Consider the following 18,065-nt stretch of genomic DNA (forward strand, 5'->3'; position numbering starts at 1 on the left):
AAATGTTGAAGCTCCTGTTGTCTGTCCTGGTTTCGCTGTTCCTCGTCGTCGAGCCCGTGTCGGCCGCCGGCGCCGGTGCCGGCGCGCAGGTCGCTTCAAGCAAACAGAAGCGCCAGGCGGTCAAGAAGAGGGCCGCCAGACAACCCGTGGCCAAGGCCGGCCGCAAGGGCAAGCGCGAGGAAGCGGCAAACGTTGCCGCCGCCGAGGACCGCCCGCGCCTGATCCGCCGGGTCGTGAAAGTCAACGGCAAGCGCCGCGTCGTCTACCAGACGATCCGCCGTGCCGCGCCGGCCCTGCTGGCGATCCCCGCGGCGCGCACCGTCGGCGACCTGGCCGGCCTGAACCAGACGCGCGATCCGCTGTCGCTGGCCTCGAATGTGGCTTTCGTGATGGACCAGAACAGTTCGGAAGTACTGTTCGAAAAGAACGCCAACGTCGCGCTGCCGATCGCCTCGATCACCAAGCTGATGACCGGCCTGGTCGTGGTCGAAGCGAACCTGGACATGAACCAGGTCCTCACGATTTCCGAGGACGACGTCGACCGCCACAAATTCAGCAGCTCGCGCCTGCCCGTCGGCGCGCGTATGACACGGGGCAATATGCTGCATATCGCGCTGATGAGTTCGGAGAACCGCGCGGCGGCGGCCCTGGGACGAAACTACCCCGGCGGAATCAGCGCCTTCGTGGCGGCGATGAATGCCAAGGCACGCGAACTGGGCATGCACGACACCCGTTACGTCGACGCCAATGGCCTGTCGAGCCAGAACGTCTCGAGCGCCCGCGACCTGGCGAAACTGGTGGCGTATGCGCACCAGAAGCCGCTGCTGCGCCAGTATTCGACCGATCCGGACTGGGTGGTGGAGGCCAGCGGCCGCCCGATGCGCTACAACAATACGAACTACCTGGTGCGCATGCCGGACTGGAACATCGGCCTGCAGAAGACCGGTTTCATCAACGAAGCAGGGCGGTGCCTGGTGATGCAGGCGATGATCCAGGGCCGCAACGTGATCATGGTCTTCCTCGATTCCAAGGGCAAGATGTCGCGTACGGCCGACGCCGGGCGCATGCGCCGCTGGCTGGAAGCGCTGGCGCCGGACAGCATCACCCAGCCGACGGCGAGCCCGGTCGCTACCAGCGATGCCGTCCCGGCCTCGTTTTCTGCGGTGTCGGCGGCAGCCGTGCTGCAAAAGCGCTGACCTGTACGGAGAAAAAACAACGGCGCCCGCGGGCGCCGTTGTCGTTTATGGCGTTGGTTTCTCAGGCCACCGACGCGGCCCGGAAACCGAGCGTCGCCGAAATCTGCCCGGCCGTCTGCACCAGGTCGTCCAGCCACTCGTCCTGCAGGCGGTCGGCCGGCGCCGAGATCGACAGGCCGGCGACCAGCTTGCCGCTGTCGTCATGGATGCCGGCGGCCATGCAGCGCACGCCCAGTTCCAGCTCTTCGTTGTCGCGTGCATAGCCGCGCGCCCGTACCAGGCTCAGCTCGCGCTCGAGCTTGGTGAGATCCGTGATCGAATTCTTGTTGTGGCCGGCAAGGCCCGTGCGCGTGGCATAGGCGCGGATGGCCTTGGCCTCGTCCACCGATAAAAACAGCTTGCCGGTCGAGGTGAGGTGCAGCGGGCCGCGTCCGCCGATCGCGCGTACCACCTGCATGCCCGAGCGCTCCGAGAAGGCGCGGTCGATGTAGACGATCTCGTCGCCCTGGCGTACCGACAGGTTCACGGTCTGCTGGGTTTTCTTGTGCAGGGCGCGCATGAAGTCGAGCGCCGCTTCGCGCACCGACAGCCGGCTTTTGACGACATTGCCCAGTTCCAGCAGCCGCATGCCGAGCCGGTAGGTGCCGGGCTCGACGCGGTCGACGAAGCGGGTGACGACCATGTCGTTGAGGATGCGGTGGGCGGTGGAGGGATGCAGGCCCGACACTTTCGACAATTCCTTCAGGCTCACCGGATCGGGATAGGTCGCCAGTGCGTCGAGCAGGGCGACCATGCGCTCAATCACCTGGATCGATGTCTTGGGCGCTTCAAGGGTTTCGATTTTCATGATGTGGTTGGTGCAGTGCGGTATCGTCCTTACTTTATACCATAATGCGGAAAGCGGGGACCATTTTGCTAGTACGGTTCATCTAACGTACGCCGCGTTCCCGGCCCGGCGCAGAACGGGCATAATGGGATCTTCGTGTCTTCTTAGAAATATAATGGAACATCAGACCAGCGAATTCAAGAGCAAGAGCGGCTTTAAACGCATTCTGGCCGCGTCGAGCTATACCGTGCAGGGCCTGGTCATGGCCTGGCGTATCGAGCACGCCTTCCGCCAGGAGCTGCTGGTCTTCGTGCTGGGCCTGATCTTCGCGTTCGTGCTGCCGGTGTCCGCCTTCGAGCGACTGACGCTGATCGGCGTGCTGTTGCTGGTGCTGATCGTCGAACTCATCAACTCGGCGATCGAGGCGGTGGTCGACCGGATCTCGCTCGAGCGCCATCCTCTGTCGAAGAACGCCAAGGACTTCGGCAGCGCCGCGGTCGGGCTGACGGTGCTGCTGGCCGCGATTACCTGGGGCACGGTGCTGTACAACCGCTTCATGTAAAACAAGGTAGTGACGGCCGAGCAAACTTGTCAAAAATGCCGCAGAATAGCTGAACGGCTGCGGCGTCATCAGAACGTCGTGCCTTTTCCCAACTCCTGGAGATGACCATGACCTTACGCCTCGGCGACACCGCACCCGATTTCGAGCAGGATTCCACGATCGGCCGCATCCGCTTTCACGAGTGGGCAGGCGATTCGTGGGTAGTGCTGTTTTCGCACCCGGCCGACTTCACGCCGGTCTGCACGACCGAACTGGGCCTGACGGCCAAGCTCAAGCCCGAATTCGACAAGCGCAACGTCAAGGCGATCGCGCTGTCCGTCGACCCGGCCGAGCAGCACAAGAACTGGATCAAGGATATCGAGGAAACCCAGCAGACCGTGGTCGGCTTCCCGATCATCGCCGACGCGGATAAATCGGTGTCCACCCTGTACGACATGATCCACCCGGAAATGTCGGCCACGGCGACCGTGCGTTCGCTGTTCGTGATCGACCCGAAGAAAAAGATCCGCCTGACCATCACCTACCCGATGAGCACTGGCCGCAACTTCGACGAAGTGCTGCGCGTGATCGACGCGCTGCAGCTGACCGACGGCTATTCGGTGGCGACGCCGGGCAACTGGAAGGATGGGGATGACGTGATCATTCCGCTGACCGTGCAGGATCCGGCCGTGATCGCCGAAAAATATCCAAAGGGCTTTACGGCGCCGCGGCCGTATCTGCGCTTGACGCCGCAGCCGAACAAGTAAGCCTTGCCGCAGCCTTGACGGAACGACGAACGGCTGCGCACCGTAGGGTGGGCACTTGTGCCCACGCGTTCGAACGATTGCACATCGGAACGTATGCCCGTTGAGGGCGTACATGATCAATCGGTGATCCGCGTGGGCACAAGTGCCCACCCTACGTTATTTTCCGAATATCGACTCGCGGCTGCGATACCCCCATTCCCACTGTACGCATAAGTAAATAAGAAACCCATCGTTTGTCCCACGGCTGACCCAGCTTACCCTTGGGGCATGTTGATGACTTATATTACGGCCGGCTTTGCCGTCGGCTTGCTGGTCGGAATGACCGGCGTGGGTGGCGGCTCGCTGATGACGCCGCTCCTGACCTTGCTGTTCGGCATCTCTCCGACCGTCGCGGTCGGCACCGATCTCGCCTTTGCGTCGATCACCAAGAGCGCCGGCACCATTACCCACCGTTTCAATGGCACCGTCAACTGGGCCATCGTACGCCGCCTGTGCCTGGGCGCGCTGCCGGCTGCGTTGATCGCGACCCTGATCCTGAGCCAGTTCGGCGCGCTCGACGCACGCATCGGCCAGATCATCCGCTATTCCATCGCCGGCTCGGTCATGCTGACCGTCGTCGCATTGCTGTTCCGCCGCCGCATGCTGGCCTGGATCAAGGCCCACCCCGAGCGCCAGCTGCAGGGCAAGGCCTTGAGCGCGGCCACGATCATCGCCGGCGCGGTGCTCGGTACCCTCGTCACCGTGTCCTCGATCGGCGCCGGCGCCGTCGGCGCGACCCTGCTTGTCATGCTGTATCCAAAACTGACCCCGGCCGAAGTGGCCGGCACCGACATCGCCTACGCCGTGCCGCTGACCGCGATTGCCGCCGCCGGCCACTGGTGGCTGGGTTCGATCGACTGGACGCTGCTGGTCACCCTGCTCATCGGTTCCCTGCCGGGCATTACCCTTGGCTCGATGCTGGCCCGCAAGGTGCCGGAACGCTTCCTGCGCGCGCTACTGGCGATGACGCTGACCGGCGTCGCCTTCAAGCTGATCTATTAAACGGTGCAGGCTTCACCACGCTAATAGCATTATTCATCTATACAAATGAAGATTCCTTCGTTTGGTTTATGAGCCGTAGGTGAGATTATTACAGTCCATTAGAAGAATTTGTAATAAGGACGCTATGCCTTCACTTACGCGCGCGCCGGGCCGGGTCATCCCCGGCTTCGGACTGTCGCTCGGGTTCACGATCTTTTATCTCGCGCTGATCGTCCTGATCCCGCTGTCGGCCGTCTTCCTGAAAACGTTCACGATGACCTGGGAAGCGTTCTGGACGGCGGTTTCGTCCGAGCGCGTGGTCGCCTCCTATAAGCTCAGCTTCGGCGCCTCGTTGATCGCGGCCGGCCTGAACGTGATTTTCGGCGGCATCGTTGCCTGGGTGCTGGTGCGCTACAAGTTCCCCGGTAAACGCTTCATCGACGCCCTGGTCGACCTGCCGTTCGCGCTGCCGACCGCCGTGGCCGGCATCACCCTGACCGCCCTGTATTCGAACAATGGCTGGATCGGCAAATACCTCGAACAGTTCGGGATCAAGGTCGCTTTTACCCCGCTCGGCGTGGTGGTGGCGCTGACCTTCATCGGCCTGCCTTTCGTGGTGCGCACGGTGCAGCCGGTGCTGGAAGAAGCCGAGCGCGAACTGGAAGAAGCGGCCGCCAGCCTGGGCGCGAGCCCGCTGCAGACCTTCTTCCGCGTGATCTTGCCCTCGATCGTGCCGGCCCTGCTGACCGGCTTCGCGCTCGCCTTTGCGCGCGCCACCGGAGAGTATGGTTCCGTCATCTTCATCGCCGGCAACCTGCCGATGGTGTCCGAGATCACGCCGCTCTTCATCATCACCAAACTGGAGCAGTACGACTACGCCGGCGCCACCGCGATCGCGGTCGTGATGCTGGTCGTCTCGTTCATCCTGCTCCTGACGATCAACCTGTTGCAGGCCTGGACCCGCAGAAGGGCAGGCAAGAAATGAGCGCAGTCCTGGATAAACCACTCGCGACGCCGCAAACCGCCACGCGTCCCGTGAAAACCAATGCCTTCGAGCCGAACTGGGTGCGCTACACCCTGATCGCCGTCGCGCTGCTGTTCCTGACCCTGTTCCTGTTCGTGCCGCTGGTCGCCGTGTTCACCGAAGCGCTGAAAAAGGGCTGGGATACCTATGTCGCATCGGTGCTCGACCCGGACGCGATTTCCGCCATCAAGCTGACGCTGATCGCCGCCGGCATCGCGGTGCCGCTGAACCTGGTCTTCGGCGTGGCCGCAGCGTGGTGTATCGCCAAGTTCGACTTCAAGGGCAAAAGCATCCTGCTGACCCTGATCGACCTGCCGTTCTCGGTCTCGCCGGTGATCGCGGGCCTGATCTACGTGCTGCTGTTCGGCGCCCAGGGCTGGTTCGGGCAGTGGCTGATGGACCACGACATCAAGATCCTGTTCGCGGTGCCGGGCATCGTGCTGGCGACCGTTTTTATTACCTTCCCGTTCGTCGCACGCGAGCTCATTCCCTTGATGCAGCAACAGGGAACCGAGGAAGAAGAAGCGGCGCTGGTGCTGGGCGCCTCGGGCTGGCAGACCTTCTGGCGCGTGACGCTCCCGAACATCAAATGGGGCCTGCTGTACGGCGTCATCCTGTGCAATGCGCGGGCGATGGGCGAGTTCGGCGCCGTATCCGTGGTGTCCGGCCACATCCGCGGCGAGACCAACACCATGCCGCTGCAGGTCGAGATTCTCTATAACGAATACAACTTCACGGCCGCGTTTGCGATCGCATCCTTGCTGGCGCTGCTCGCGCTGGTGACGCTGGCCGTCAAGTCCTTTATCGAATGGCGTCTGCACCTGTCGATGCGTGCCGACGCCGGTACACCGGAGCGCCCGCAATGACGATCGAAGTCCAACACATCCGCAAGCAGTTCGGCCAGTTCCAGGCGCTCGACGACGTCTCGCTGCAATTCCCGAACGGCGAACTGACCGCCTTGCTCGGCCCCTCGGGCTGCGGCAAGACCACGCTGCTGCGCATCATCGCCGGCCTCGAGCATCCGGACAGCGGCTCGGTGCTGCTCGACGGCCAGGATGCGTCGAGCAGCCATGTGCGCGAGCGCCAGGTCGGCTTCGTGTTCCAGCACTACGCGCTGTTCAAGCACATGACGGTGTTCGAGAACGTCGCCTTCGGTTTGCGCGTGCGTCCGCGCCGCGAGCGCCCGTCGGAGCAGCAGATCCGCGACAAAGTAAAACAGCTGCTGGAACTGGTGCAGCTCGACTGGATCGCCGACCGCTATCCGCCGCAGCTGTCGGGCGGCCAGCGCCAGCGCATTGCCTTGGCGCGTGCGCTGGCTGTCGAGCCGCGCGTGCTGTTATTGGATGAACCGTTCGGCGCGCTGGACGCCAAGGTGAGGAAGGAACTGCGCCGCTGGCTGCGCCGCCTGCACGACGACCTGCACGTGACCTCGATCTTCGTCACCCACGACCAGGAAGAAGCGCTCGAAGTGGCGGACCAGGTGGTCGTCATGAACAAGGGCCGCGTCGAGCAGCTGGGCACGCCGGCGAGCGTCTACAACGCGCCCGCATCGCCCTTCGTCTACAGCTTCCTCGGCAACGTCAACCTGTTCCACGGCCGCGTGCACGATGGCGTGCTGGCCAGCGGCGATGCGCTGTTCGACGCGCCCGGCCATGGTGGCGTGCAGAACGCCGACGGCATCGGCTATGTGCGTCCGCACGACCTCGACGTCGAACGCTACACGCCGGGGCAGCAGGGCATCGTCGTGAAACTGCGCCGCGCGCATGCGATCGGCCCGCTGGCCCAGCTCGACCTCGAACGCGCCGACAATGCCCAGCTGATCGAAGCCGTGATTCCGAACGAGCGCTTCGCCGGCCTCGGCCTGAAGGAAGGCGAGACCCTGGTCGTGCGTCCGCGCCAGATCCAGGTATTCGTCGACGAAGGAGGCGGCATATGAACTTCCAGCAGCTGCGTTCGGTGCGCGAAGCGGCGCGCCGCAATTTCAACCTCACCGACGTGGCCGCTGCGCTGTTCACCTCGCAGCCCGGCGTGTCGCGCCAGATCCGCGAGCTCGAGGACGAACTCGGCGTCGTCATTTTCGAACGCAACGGCAAGCGCCTGACCGGCCTGACCGCGCCCGGCAAAGGCATCCTCAAAATCGTCGAGCGCCTGCTGGTGGAAGCGGAAAACCTGTCGCAGGCGAGCCAGGAATATTCGGCCCAGGACAGCGGCACGCTGACCATCGCCGTCACCCACACGCAAGCGCGCTACGCGCTGCCGCAGGTGGTGCAGTCCTTCCGCAACGCCTTTCCGAACGTGCGCATCGCCTTGCAACAAAGCGCGCCGGAACACATCGCGGAATACGTGCTGTCGGGACGTGCCGACATCGGCATCGCCACCGAAGGTTTGTCGGCGTTTCCGGACCTGGTCTCGTTCCCGTGCTACCGCTGGAGCCACGTCGTCGTGGCGCCGGACGGGCATCCGCTGCTGAATAAAATGCCGCTGCGGCTGGAAGACCTGGCCGAGTATCCCTTGATTACCTACGACGTTGGCTACACCGGCCGCGGCCATATCGACGATGCCTTCAGCAAGGCTGGACTGGCGCCGGACATGGTCTTGACCGCCATGGATTCGGACGTCATCAAGCAGTATGTGTCGCTGGGGATGGGGGTCGGGATCATTGCGTCGATGGCCTTCGACAATGGGCGCGACAAGGGGCTGCGGGCGATCGAATCGTCGCACCTGTTTGCGCCAAATGTGACGCGGCTGGCCGTGCGGCGCGGGGCTTACCTGCGCGCGTATGCCTACCACTTCATCGAACGTTTCGCGCCGGGGTTTACGCGGGCGGATATCGAGCGCTCGCTGGCGGACGAGGCGGTGGCGATTTAGAGGGTGTCGGGGCGGGCGCAGCTGAGCGGCGGATAACGATCACCGCGTGGGCGGGGGACCCGTCCACCCTGCGTCCCTTCTTTTGACCTTGGCTTCAAACGCAGGGATTGTAAGGCGGGCGGCTTTGCCGCCCACGCGTTCAACGAACGTGCGAATGTCGAAAAACCTTATTGACCTGGATTTGTAATCCGCGCATGAATCGCATCGATCGCGGCCACCACCTCGGCCGACAACACGATCTCCGCCGCATCGATGTTCTCCTTCAGCTGTTCCAGCGTCGTCGCCCCGATGATGGTCGCCCCCACGAACCAGCGCGAATAACACCATGCCAGCGCCATCTGCGCCGGCGTCAAGCCGTTTGCCCGCGCCAGCGCCGCATACTCGGCGGTCGCCGCCAGCGTCTCGGGCCGCACGTAGCGCGGACTCCAGTTCGGCGGGAAGATCGTCAGGCGGCCATGCGCCTTCGGATCGTCGAGGTACTTCGCCGTCAGCTGTCCGAACGCCAGCGGACTGTAGGCCAGCAGGCTCACATCGGTCCGGAAGCAGGTCTCGTCGAGCAAGGACGTTTCGAACGCGCGCGCGGTGAGGTTATATAAATTCTGGATCGTCGCAATCCGCGGCAGGCCGCGCATCTCGGCCTGCTTCACATATTCGCACACGCCCCACGAGCTCTCGTTCGACACGCCGATCTCGCGGATCTTGCCCGCCTTGACCAGTTCGCCGAGTGCGCCCAGCGTCTCCTCGATCGGCACGCTGCTGCGCTCGCGCTTCGGATCGAAACTGTTGGCCCCGAAGATCGGCAGGTTACGGCTCGGCCAATGGATCTGGTACAGGTCGATGTAGTCCGTCTGCAGGCGCTGCAGGCTCGTCTCGACCGCCGCGCGTACGTTGGCCGCGTCGAGGTCGTGCCCTGCGCCGCGGATCCAGCCCATGTTCGCATTCGGCCCCGCGATCTTCGAGGCGATCACCAGCTCGTCGCGGCGGCCGCGTGCCTTCAGCCAGCTGCCGATGAAGCGCTCCGTGGAACCCTGCGTCTCGGCGCGGCCCATCACCGGATACATCTCCGCAGTGTCGATGAAATTGATGCCGCGTTCGACCGCGTAGTCGAGCTGGCGGTGGGCCTCAAGCTCCGTGTTCTGCTCGCCGAAGGTCATGGTGCCGAGGCAGACCTTCGACACCATCAACTCGCTGCGTCCCAAGCGTTTGCGTTCCATATGTGGCTCCTTATGCGCGCAGCGCGTCGGCGCATTCGCGCACCAGGGACGGGCCGCGGTAGATCAGGCCACTATACAGCTGCACCAGCTGGGCGCCGGCCGCGATTTTTTCCTTCGCGTCCTTCCCCGACAGGATGCCGCCGACGCCGATGATCGGCACCGCGTTGCCAAGCTCCTTCTTCATCGCGCGAATGACGATGTTCGACAGGTCGAACACGGGCGCACCCGAGACGCCGCCGGTTTCATGGCCGTGCTTGTAGCGCTCGACGTCGCGGCGGTTCAGCGTCGTATTTGTCGCGATGACGCCGTCGATCCGGTGGCGCAGCAGGGCGCCGGCGATGTCGCGGATCTGCTCGGCGTCGATGTCCGGTGCGATCTTCAAAGCCAGCGGCACGTAGCGGCCGTGCTGGTCGGCCAGGCGCGTCTGTTCCGCCTTCAGCTGCGTGAGCAGGGCGTCGAGTTCCGAAGCGCCCTGCAGCTGGCGCAGGTTCTTCGTGTTCGGCGACGAGATGTTGACCGTGACGTAGCTCGCGTAGGGATAGACCTTGCGCAGGCATGCGAGGTAGTCGTCGGCGGCGCGCTCGATCGGGGTGTCGGCGTTCTTGCCGATGTTCAGGCCGAGCACGCCCTGCTTTTCCTGATAAAAACGGGAAGCCTGCACATTGGCGACGAAGGCGTCGACGCCGCCGTTATTGAAACCCATGCGGTTGATGATGCCGCGTGCGGCCGGCACGCGGAACATGCGCGGCTTCGGGTTGCCCGCCTGGGCGCGCGGCGTCACGGTGCCGATCTCGATCGAGCCGAAGCCCAACGCAGCCAGGCCATCGATGTAGGCGCCGTCCTTGTCCAGGCCTGCCGCCAGGCCGACCGGGTTCGGGAAGGTGATGCCCATCACGGTACGCGGATCGGGCGCAGGCTTCTTGAACATCCCCGTCATGCCGCGCTGGGCGGCGTTACGCAGGGCCGGCAGGGTCAGGTTGTGTGCGGTTTCCGCAGGCAGCCGGAACAGCAGGGGACGGGCGAGGGTGTAGAGGATTTTGTCGGACATGGCGCGCTCGAAAATAGATTGCGCAATTGTACCGTGCCGAACAAGCGCGTTAGCGGTCCAGTATTCCCCAGTTACCTTTGATACGCGCCTCCAGGGGCCGGAAGTTGATTTTATAAGCCATCTTCGGGCTCTGTTCGATCCAGTAGCCGAGGTAGACGAAGGGCAGGCCGAGTTCGCGCGCCTGCGCCACCTGCCACATCACGTTGTAGGTGCCGAAGGAAGCACCGGGCACGTCCGGGTCGAAGAAGGTGTAGACGGAGGACAGGCCGTCCGACAGGACGTCGATGATCGAGACCATGCGCAAGGTGCCGTCCGGCTCGCGGAATTCGACCAGGCGCGTGTTGACGCGGCTTTGCAGCAGGAACTGGGCGTACTGGTCGCGGCTGTCCTGGTCCATGCCGCCGCCGACGTGGCGCGTGGTCTGGTAGCGCAGGTAGAGCGCGTAATGCTCGTCCGAGAACGACAGGTTGGCCACCATGGCGCTCAGGTCGCCATGGCGCTTCCAGGCGCGGCGCTGCGTGCGGTTCGGGGCGAACTCGTTGCAGCGCACGCGCACCGGGATGCAGGCCTGGCAGCCGTCGCAATACGGGCGGTAGGTAAAAATGCCGCTGCGGCGGAAGCCGTTCTTCACCAGCTCGGAATACACGTCCGCGTTGATCAGGTGCGAAGGCGTGGCGACCTGCGAGCGCGCCTGGCGTGCGTCGAGGTAGCTGCACGGATACGGGGCGGTCGTATAGAACTGCAGCGTGGAGAAGGGCAGGTCATTTAAGTGCGTCATGCAGAGCTCTCGGCGACGTGATGGACCTATTCTAACGAAAGCAGGACCCGGACACGGTTAAGCATCCAACGGTGCGACCGGTTCCCAGGAGCTGATCGCCGGCTCGCGAATCGCGGCCCGCAAATGCTGCAGGAACACGCTGCGCGGAATCGGCGCCGCGCCCAGCGAGGCCAGGTGTCCCGTTTCCTGCTGACAATCGACCATGCGCACGCCGTTCTTGCGTAAAAACGCTACAAGATAGGCCAGCGCCACCTTGGAGGCGTCGGACACGCGCGCGAACATCGATTCGCCATAAAACATGCGTCCGATGCAGACGCCGTAGGCCCCGCCGACCAGCTCGCCATCGAGCCAGACTTCGGACGAATGCGCGTAGCCGAGCGCGTGCAGGCCGGTATAGCCATCGATGATGTCTTCCGAAATCCAGGTGCCCGGACCGTCGCGGCGCGGTGCGGCGCAGGCACGCATGACGGCTTCGAAATCGCTGTCGAAGCGCACCTGCCAGGGGCCGCCGCTCGTGCGGCTGCGCTCGACGCGGCGCAGGGTTTTTTTGAGGCTGTCGCTGACCTTGAAGTCGTCGGTGTACAGGACCATGCGCGGATCGGTGCTCCACCAGAGGATAGGCTGGCCCTCGGAAAACCAGGGAAAGATGCCGTTCTGGTAGGCGAGCAGCAGGCGCTGCGGCGACAGGTCGGCGCCGGCCGCAAGCAGGCCCGGGGCGTCGATCGTCAGCGCCTCGGATACGTCGGGAAACGGCGTATGCGCATCAAGCCAGGGAATCATGGTGGATCTCGCTGGGTCAGTCTGGTTCGCGTGGCGCGATCATCGGGCGCTTGATGTCGTGGCTGTGCACGCCGTACGTGCTGGACACTCCCTCACGCATTTTGACGCGGTCGGCAAAGAACAGTTCCAGTGTCGTGCGTATCGTCGGGAAGGCGAGCTCGTCCCAAGGGATGTCGCGCTCGGCGAACAGCTGCACTTCCAGGCTCTCTTCGCCCGGCGCAAAGTCGAGGTCGAGCAGGCGCGCGAGATAAAACATGTGGACCTGGTGGACGTGGGCGACATTGAGCAGGGTGAACAGCTTGCCGATCTCGATGTGGGCGCCGGCTTCCTCCTCGGTCTCGCGCACGGCGGCCTCGGCGGTGGTCTCGCCGTTTTCCATGAAGCCGGCCGGCAGCGTCCAGTAGCTGCGGCGTGGCTCGATCGCGCGCCGGCACAGCAGGACTTGCAGCGTGCCGTCCTTCTCCCAGACAGGAATGGAGCCGATCACCATTTTCGGGTTCTGGTAATGAATCGTGCCGCACTGCGTGCACACGTGGCGCGGGCGGTTGTCGCCTTCGGGAATGCTTAGTGCGACCGCATGGCCGCACTCGGAACAAAAGTTCATAAGGAGTCGGAAGAATGAATATGCGGCTACTTTACACCGTTCCTCCAAACTTACGCAAAGCTAGCCCGACTAACAAAGGCCACCTTGCTGCTGGATTCCTGCTTCACCGGGGCCGGTTTCGTCTTGCGCTTGCGCGCAAGGCCAGCTCCGTCCCCTCCACAGGCCGACACGGTGGAACTCACCGCCATGTTTCGTAGATTGATCGCTGCATTGACGTCGCGGTCATGTCGGATCTCACAGCCAGGGCAGATCCACCAACGTTGGCATAAGCAAAGTGTTTCGAGCCGGTAACCGCAATGCGAACAAGTCTTGCTGCTGGGATACCAGCGGTCCGCCACCACGACCTGGTTGCCGCGCCATGCGGCCTTGTACATAAGCTGTCGGCGCAGCTCGGCAAAGCCCATGTCGGCAATGGCGAGAGATAGGCGGCGGTTGCCCAGCATTCCCTTCACGTTCAAGTCCTCGATGCCGATTGTACGGAAGCGCCGCGTAATGCTCGTTGTTAGCTGGTGCAGGCTGTTGAGACGGATGTTGGCGATTCGGGCGTATAGCCTCGCCAGTTTCAGTTTGGCTTTGCTGCAGTTGCGAGAGCCTCGTACCTTACGTGAGAAAGCACGCGACAGGTGCCGTAGCTGCCTGAGTAAGGCGCGCAAGGGCCTCGGCCCGGCGAAGGTTTCGCCGGTGGAGAGCGTCGCCAACCGCGTCACACCGAGGTCGACCCCGATCACGCCTTGGTTTTCGGCTGGCAACAGGGGCGGCCCATCGGGCGTGTCGACGGTAATGCTGGCAAACCAATGACCTGCAAGGCGCGAGATGGAAGCTGAAACAATGTGGCCGGCAAACCGCAGTCTTTCTCGCATGCGCACCCATCCCAACTTCGGAATCCGAATACGCTTTTCCTCGACCCGAAACTCATCATTGCTCAAGGTGAAACGGTCGTCTCGGCCCTTGCGCCTGAATCGCGGAAAACGGGCACGGCGGGCAAAGAAATTCTCAAAGGCGCGTCCCAGTTGAATAATGGCCATCTGCGGCGCGTTCTTCGTTACCTCCAGCATCCATGGAAATTCGGTCCGCTTAATGGCGTTGAGTTGCCGACGCAGTGCGGTCTCGTTCGGTTTCGGCAGTGCCGGGTCGGCGAGGCTCGCGTGGTATTGGCGCTGCCATTCAACCAAGGCCCAGTTGTAGGCGAAGCGGGCAGTGCCTGCTGCGCGGGTGAGGTAGGCAGCCTGCGCGTTATTGGGGACCAGCCGGATACGGTGAGCTAGGAGCATCGCCCTTTCATCCTCATCTGTGTTGATGATGACCAGCTCGACCTTTTTTCGCTTGGCAGATGGCAAACACGGCTCAGCAACGAAACGCAATAGGTGGTCCTTGTGAGACAAGAGAAAGCGACCTGCGTTCGCCGTCAAAATTGCTTGAAGCAGGCATTCGCAGCTATCCTTGTGATTGTTCATTCTCGAACTGAGATCTCTCATCAAATAAGTGAAAGTCGTTCAAGTCCGGATAAATTTGGTGTGAACTGGTAGAGCCGGATTGCTTCGACTGCGCCTGCGTCCGCTTGGCAGCGGTGTTGCTCCCACGCTATGCAAGGCATCAATCGCTCATGGCGTAGGCATTGGATTTGCCTAAACAGCCGAAGCCGCGTATAATTCATTTCACAGACGCGGGGTGGAGCAGTCTGGCAGCTCGTCGGGCTCATAACCCGAAGGTCACAGGTTCAAATCCTGTCCCCGCAACCAGAATTCAGAAAGCCGTTGATTCGAAAGGATCAGCGGCTTTTTCGTTTTGTTCCCCTGGCCGGACTCGACTTGCATCAAGAAAGCGTCGGATTCGCCGCACCTGCCGAACTCTGCGTTGTCGAACAAAACACCATTAGCGGGTTCGACCATGATAACTGTTGAAGACATCAACGACGCCTGGGGCTGGATGGGCTTGCGGGCGGTCGAAATACTCGGCGCCAACGCCTTCGGCAACCTGATCCTGCGCGACGCGGACGGCAGCTACTGGCGCCTGCGTCCGCAAGACCTGTGCTGCGAGCCGGTCGCCGGCAACCGCGCCGCGCTCGATGCGCTCTCCTATAACCAGGATTTTCTCAACGACTGGTACATGCCGGAACTGGTCGACCTGGCCGAGTCCACGCTCGGGCCGCTGACCGACGACCGCACCTATTGCCTGAAAATTCCCAGCGCCCTCGGCGGGCATTACGGCAGCGAGAACCTGGCGACCGTGCCTTTGTCGGAGCTGATCCGGTTTTCGGGGGAAGGGGCGCAGCAGCTCGACGGCTTGCCGGGCTGGTCGTAGGGGTGGACGAGGCCAATGGCCTCATCCACGGTTTTATCGGGCATGCCCACGCGGAACTCAGCATACCCTGGTCGGTATTGTTGCCGGAACGATCAGTGTCAACCCGCAGTTTGATTCAGGCTCGCCCATAGATACGCCGCCGCCATCGTCCGATGCGGGCTGTAGCGTGCCAGCCAGGCCTGGGTCCGCGCCTGGTCGGGCTTCTGCGCTTCGCCCAGCAGCCGGCCCAGCGCGCCGCGCACGGCCACGTCGCCTTCGAGCGAGCAGTCGGCAAAGCCATAGCCGCGCAGCAGCGTGTAGTTGACGGTCCAGGGGCCGATCCCCTTGATCGCCAGCAGCGCGGCGCCCGCACGGGCCGGATCGTCGTCCTGCGCCAAGTGCAGTTCGCCGTCGGCCGCCATGCGCGCCACGCGCAGCAGGGTCTCGGCCTTGGCGCGCGAGAACTTGCGGCTGGTGAGCGCGTCCAGGTCGAGGCGTGCGACATCAAGTGCTTCCGGGTAGCACCACAAGCCCTCGCTGTGCGGCTTGCCGGCCTGCTGGATAAAAGTGCGGCGCAGGCTGATGGCAAACGGCAGGTTGATCTGCTGGCCGATGATGGCCCAGGTCAGCGCTTCGAAGACGCTGGCCGACTGCACGATGCGCAGTCCCGGCTGGCGCGCCACCAGCGGCCCGAATATCAGGTCATCCTGCACCAGGGCCGCGAAGGGGGCTGGGTCGATGCGCAGGGCAAGGATGTTGCGCAGGATGTCCTGCACGCGCGTGGCGTCGAGCTGGCCGTCGGCGGCGATCCGGCACTGCGCTTCGTGCGGCGTCAGCGTCACATCGAACAACACCGGCACGCCGTCCAGCAGCACGGCCTTGCAGAGACGCTGGCCGCTTACCTGTTCGGCCAGCCCCTCGGCATCGCGCGCATGAAAGGCGAGCACGTCGGCGCTGCGATAGTCCTGCGGCAGCGCCATCGTGAACGCTTGCATCGTCATGGTTTGACGGCAGCGGTGGCGGGACGGCCGAAGCGCGGCACGAAGCCCGTCACCAGCGCCGTGCCGACCAGCACGATGGCGGCGCCCGCCAGCGTATGCCAGCCGACGGCCTCGCCCAGGAACAGCGCGCCCCACAGGATGCCGAACACGGGATTAAGGAAGGTCACCGTCAGCGCGGAGGTCGGGCCGACTTCGGCGATCAACCGGAAATAGATCAGGTAGGCGATGCCGCTGCACAGCACGCCGAGCGCCAGCACGGCCGCCCACACGCCCGGGGTGGCGGTCCCGGGCGAGGGGAAGAAGGGCAGCGCAGGCAGCACGAACAGGGTCGCGGCCCACATCGTGCCGTGGGCGTTGGCGAAGGGCTCGACGGTCCTGGCCGATTTCGCATACAGGCTGGCGATGCTGTAGCACAGGGCCGCCGCCAGCGCCGCCGCCACGGCAATGCCGGCGCCGGGACGCGTGGACACATCGTCGAAGCCGACCAGCAGGGCCACGCCCGCCGTGCCCAGCAACAAGCCGAGACCGCTGCGCAGGGTGATCGGCTGGCGCGCCCACACGGCACCGATCAGCGCGCCCCACATCGGGGCAGTAGCGTTCAGCACCGACAGCACGGACGCGCTCAAGGTACGCGCGCCGTAGGCGAACAGCAGGAAGGGCAAGGCCGAGTTGAAGAAGCCCAGCATCAGGTAATGCTTCCAGTTGGCGCGCAGGTCGAGGCGCTTGCGCAGCACCAGCCCGACGGCGGCCAGGAACAGGGCCGCGAACAGCACCCGGTATTCGATCAGCACCGCCGGCCCGAGCACGGGCGCGCCGATGCGCATGAAGAGGAAGGAGCCGCCCCAGATGGCGGCCAGCAGCAGGAGGCGCAGGAAGTTGGCAGTGTTCATGATCGATTCAGGAAGCGGAGGCGCATCGTCGCACACGGCGCCGCGCCGCGCATCCTGTTTTTTGCTCGGGTATCAGACGGCGCAGATGTCGGTCGTGGCCGGCTGCGGCGCCGCCGCGTGCGGCACCAGCATCGCCGTCGGTACGCCGTTCTTAATGGCCGTCATTTCGGCCAGGATCGCGATGCCGATCTCGGACGGCGTCTTGCTGCCGATGTAGAGGCCGATCGGGCCGTGCAGGCGGTCGAGCTGTTCCTCGCTGAGGTCGAACAGTTTCAGGCGCTCGCGCCGGCGCGCATTGTTCAGGCGCGAGCCGATCGCGCCGACATAGAAGGCGTCCGACTTGAGCGCTTCCATCAGCGCGAGGTCGTCGAGTTTCGGATCGTGGGTCAATGCCACCACGGCGCTGCGCGCATCGAGCTTCGACTCGGTCACGAGGTCGTCCGGCATCGTATGCACGAGTTCGACGCCGGGCAGATTCCAGTCGGCCCGGTATTCCTCGCGCGGATCGCAGACGATGACGCGGTAGTCCATTGCGCCCGCCACCTGCGCCAGGAAGCGGGACAGGGGACCGGCGCCGATGATGAACAGGCGCCAGCGCGGGCCGTGGATCGTGTACAGCGCCTCGTTTTCGACGCGCAGCACACTGCCGGACGCGGCGCGCGTCAAGGTGACGGCGCCGCTGGCCAGGTCCAGGCGGCGTTCAAGCAGTTCGCCGCCCTCGAGACGCTGCAGGAGTTCGCGCAGGCCGCTGGCGCTGCTCAAGGGTTCGATTGCGAGTTCGATGGTGCCGCCGCAGGGCAGGCCGAAGCGGTGCGCGTCGTCGGCGCTGATGCCGTAGCTGACGATGTGGGGACGCGCGTCCGGGGAGATGCCACGCGCGCGCACGTTCTCGATCAGGTCGTCCTCGATGCAGCCACCGGAGACGGAGCCGATCACACGGCCATCGTCGCGCACGGCCAATGTCGCGCCGATCGGGCGCGGGCTCGAGCCCCAGGTCTTGATGACCGTGACCAGCTGGCAGCGGTGGCCGGCGTCGAGCCAGCTCGCGGCGGTCTTGAGTACGTCGAGGTCGAGGCTGTCCATGGTTGCGTGGGGGCTGCTGGGGAGGGACTTCAATGATACAAAAAAAGGAGGAACGGCGTCGGCGGAGGCGCCGCTGCGGCTTTGTAGCGTGGGCGGGTCCCCCGCCCACGCGTACAACCAGCGCAAGAAAAGCCGAGCAGGCATT

The 18,065-nt window shown here is 64.0% G+C and carries 20 protein-coding genes and 1 tRNA gene; 10 read left to right on the plus strand and 11 right to left on the minus strand.

Going from position 1 to position 18,065, the window contains the following annotated elements; translation table 11 throughout:
• Positions 1 to 2: 2 nt before the first annotated feature.
• Positions 3 to 1,196, plus strand: coding sequence for a D-alanyl-D-alanine endopeptidase (pbpG, locus tag LPB04_RS10620; RefSeq protein ID WP_193688633.1), 1,194 nt, complete (start codon positions 3 to 5; stop codon positions 1,194 to 1,196).
• Between the two features lie 61 nt (positions 1,197 to 1,257).
• Here pbpG and LPB04_RS10625 read toward each other — a convergent pair whose 3' ends face one another.
• Positions 1,258 to 2,043: an IclR family transcriptional regulator gene (locus tag LPB04_RS10625; protein ID WP_193688634.1), complete on the minus strand. Its 786-nt coding sequence runs from the start codon at positions 2,041 to 2,043 to the stop codon at positions 1,258 to 1,260.
• Between the two features lie 154 nt (positions 2,044 to 2,197).
• Between LPB04_RS10625 and LPB04_RS10630 the strand changes: the two genes are divergently transcribed.
• From LPB04_RS10630 to LPB04_RS10660, 7 genes are all read left to right on the plus strand, one after another.
• Complete coding sequence (locus LPB04_RS10630) at positions 2,198 to 2,584, plus strand: diacylglycerol kinase (RefSeq protein ID WP_193688635.1); 387 nt, start codon at positions 2,198 to 2,200, stop codon at positions 2,582 to 2,584.
• A gap of 107 nt (positions 2,585 to 2,691) precedes the next feature.
• Positions 2,692 to 3,330, plus strand: coding sequence for a peroxiredoxin (locus LPB04_RS10635; RefSeq protein ID WP_193688636.1), 639 nt, complete (start codon positions 2,692 to 2,694; stop codon positions 3,328 to 3,330).
• A 267-nt stretch (positions 3,331 to 3,597) separates the two neighbouring features.
• Positions 3,598 to 4,371: a sulfite exporter TauE/SafE family protein gene (locus LPB04_RS10640; RefSeq protein WP_193688637.1), complete on the plus strand. Its 774-nt coding sequence runs from the start codon at positions 3,598 to 3,600 to the stop codon at positions 4,369 to 4,371.
• Positions 4,372 to 4,495: 124 nt separating this feature from the next.
• Entirely contained in the window at positions 4,496 to 5,335 is an 840-nt protein-coding gene (gene cysT, locus LPB04_RS10645) for a sulfate ABC transporter permease subunit CysT (protein ID WP_193688638.1), read from the plus strand.
• Positions 5,332 to 6,240, plus strand: coding sequence for a sulfate ABC transporter permease subunit CysW (cysW, locus tag LPB04_RS10650; RefSeq protein ID WP_193688639.1), 909 nt, complete (start codon positions 5,332 to 5,334; stop codon positions 6,238 to 6,240). Before cysT ends, cysW begins: the two co-directional genes overlap by 4 nt.
• Positions 6,237 to 7,310: a sulfate/molybdate ABC transporter ATP-binding protein gene (locus LPB04_RS10655; protein ID WP_193688640.1), complete on the plus strand. Its 1,074-nt coding sequence runs from the start codon at positions 6,237 to 6,239 to the stop codon at positions 7,308 to 7,310. Before cysW ends, LPB04_RS10655 begins: the two co-directional genes overlap by 4 nt.
• Positions 7,307 to 8,242 (plus strand): CysB family HTH-type transcriptional regulator, encoded by a 936-nt coding sequence (locus LPB04_RS10660; protein ID WP_193688641.1) that lies wholly within the window; start codon positions 7,307 to 7,309, stop codon positions 8,240 to 8,242. Before LPB04_RS10655 ends, LPB04_RS10660 begins: the two co-directional genes overlap by 4 nt.
• 167 nt (positions 8,243 to 8,409) lie before the next feature.
• Here the strand turns inward: LPB04_RS10660 and LPB04_RS10665 are convergent, their stop codons facing one another.
• The 6 genes from LPB04_RS10665 to LPB04_RS10690 are packed head-to-tail and all read right to left on the minus strand — an operon-like array spanning position 8,410 to position 14,120.
• Positions 8,410 to 9,456: an aldo/keto reductase gene (locus LPB04_RS10665; protein WP_193688642.1), complete on the minus strand. Its 1,047-nt coding sequence runs from the start codon at positions 9,454 to 9,456 to the stop codon at positions 8,410 to 8,412.
• Between the two features lie 10 nt (positions 9,457 to 9,466).
• Positions 9,467 to 10,504, minus strand: a complete 1,038-nt coding sequence (locus LPB04_RS10670; protein WP_193688643.1) for a quinone-dependent dihydroorotate dehydrogenase — start codon at positions 10,502 to 10,504, stop codon at positions 9,467 to 9,469.
• Positions 10,505 to 10,553: 49 nt separating this feature from the next.
• Positions 10,554 to 11,282 (minus strand): arginyltransferase, encoded by a 729-nt coding sequence (locus LPB04_RS10675; RefSeq protein WP_193688644.1) that lies wholly within the window; start codon positions 11,280 to 11,282, stop codon positions 10,554 to 10,556.
• A gap of 57 nt (positions 11,283 to 11,339) precedes the next feature.
• Positions 11,340 to 12,062, minus strand: coding sequence for a leucyl/phenylalanyl-tRNA--protein transferase (gene aat / locus LPB04_RS10680; protein ID WP_193688645.1), 723 nt, complete (start codon positions 12,060 to 12,062; stop codon positions 11,340 to 11,342).
• A gap of 16 nt (positions 12,063 to 12,078) precedes the next feature.
• On the minus strand, positions 12,079 to 12,666 hold the full coding sequence (locus LPB04_RS10685) for an NUDIX hydrolase (protein WP_193688646.1): 588 nt from the start codon (positions 12,664 to 12,666) through the stop codon (positions 12,079 to 12,081).
• Positions 12,667 to 12,716: 50 nt separating this feature from the next.
• On the minus strand, positions 12,717 to 14,120 hold the full coding sequence (locus LPB04_RS10690; protein ID WP_227496701.1) for an RNA-guided endonuclease TnpB family protein: 1,404 nt from the start codon (positions 14,118 to 14,120) through the stop codon (positions 12,717 to 12,719).
• Positions 14,121 to 14,328: 208 nt separating this feature from the next.
• Between LPB04_RS10690 and LPB04_RS10695 the strand changes: the two genes are divergently transcribed.
• Positions 14,329 to 14,405: transfer RNA gene (locus tag LPB04_RS10695), tRNA-Met, on the plus strand.
• Here the strand turns inward: LPB04_RS10695 and LPB04_RS10700 are convergent.
• Positions 14,376 to 14,555 (minus strand): hypothetical protein, encoded by a 180-nt coding sequence (locus LPB04_RS10700; RefSeq protein WP_193688647.1) that lies wholly within the window; start codon positions 14,553 to 14,555, stop codon positions 14,376 to 14,378. The genes LPB04_RS10695 and LPB04_RS10700 overlap by 30 nt on opposite strands.
• On the opposite strand from LPB04_RS10700, the gene LPB04_RS10705 reads away from it, so the two are divergent.
• Positions 14,554 to 14,967, plus strand: coding sequence for a T6SS immunity protein Tdi1 domain-containing protein (locus LPB04_RS10705; RefSeq protein ID WP_193688648.1), 414 nt, complete (start codon positions 14,554 to 14,556; stop codon positions 14,965 to 14,967). The genes LPB04_RS10700 and LPB04_RS10705 overlap by 2 nt on opposite strands.
• Before the next feature lie 98 nt (positions 14,968 to 15,065).
• On the opposite strand, the gene LPB04_RS10710 is transcribed toward LPB04_RS10705, so the two are convergent.
• The 3 genes from LPB04_RS10710 to LPB04_RS10720 form a co-directional block, all read right to left on the minus strand.
• Positions 15,066 to 15,947, minus strand: coding sequence for a DNA-3-methyladenine glycosylase family protein (locus LPB04_RS10710; RefSeq protein ID WP_407943890.1), 882 nt, complete (start codon positions 15,945 to 15,947; stop codon positions 15,066 to 15,068).
• Positions 15,944 to 16,837, minus strand: coding sequence for a DMT family transporter (locus LPB04_RS10715; protein ID WP_193688649.1), 894 nt, complete (start codon positions 16,835 to 16,837; stop codon positions 15,944 to 15,946). The genes LPB04_RS10710 and LPB04_RS10715 overlap by 4 nt, the downstream gene beginning before the upstream one ends.
• A 72-nt stretch (positions 16,838 to 16,909) precedes the next feature.
• Positions 16,910 to 17,920 carry an XdhC family protein gene (locus LPB04_RS10720; protein WP_193688650.1) on the minus strand — a complete coding sequence of 337 codons (1,011 nt, stop codon included), beginning with the start codon at positions 17,918 to 17,920 and terminating at the stop codon, positions 16,910 to 16,912.
• Between the last annotated feature and the right edge of the window lie 145 nt (positions 17,921 to 18,065).

The sequence above is a fragment of the Massilia litorea genome (assembly GCF_015101885.1).
GTDB classification, from domain to species: domain Bacteria; phylum Pseudomonadota; class Gammaproteobacteria; order Burkholderiales; family Burkholderiaceae_D; genus Telluria; species Telluria litorea.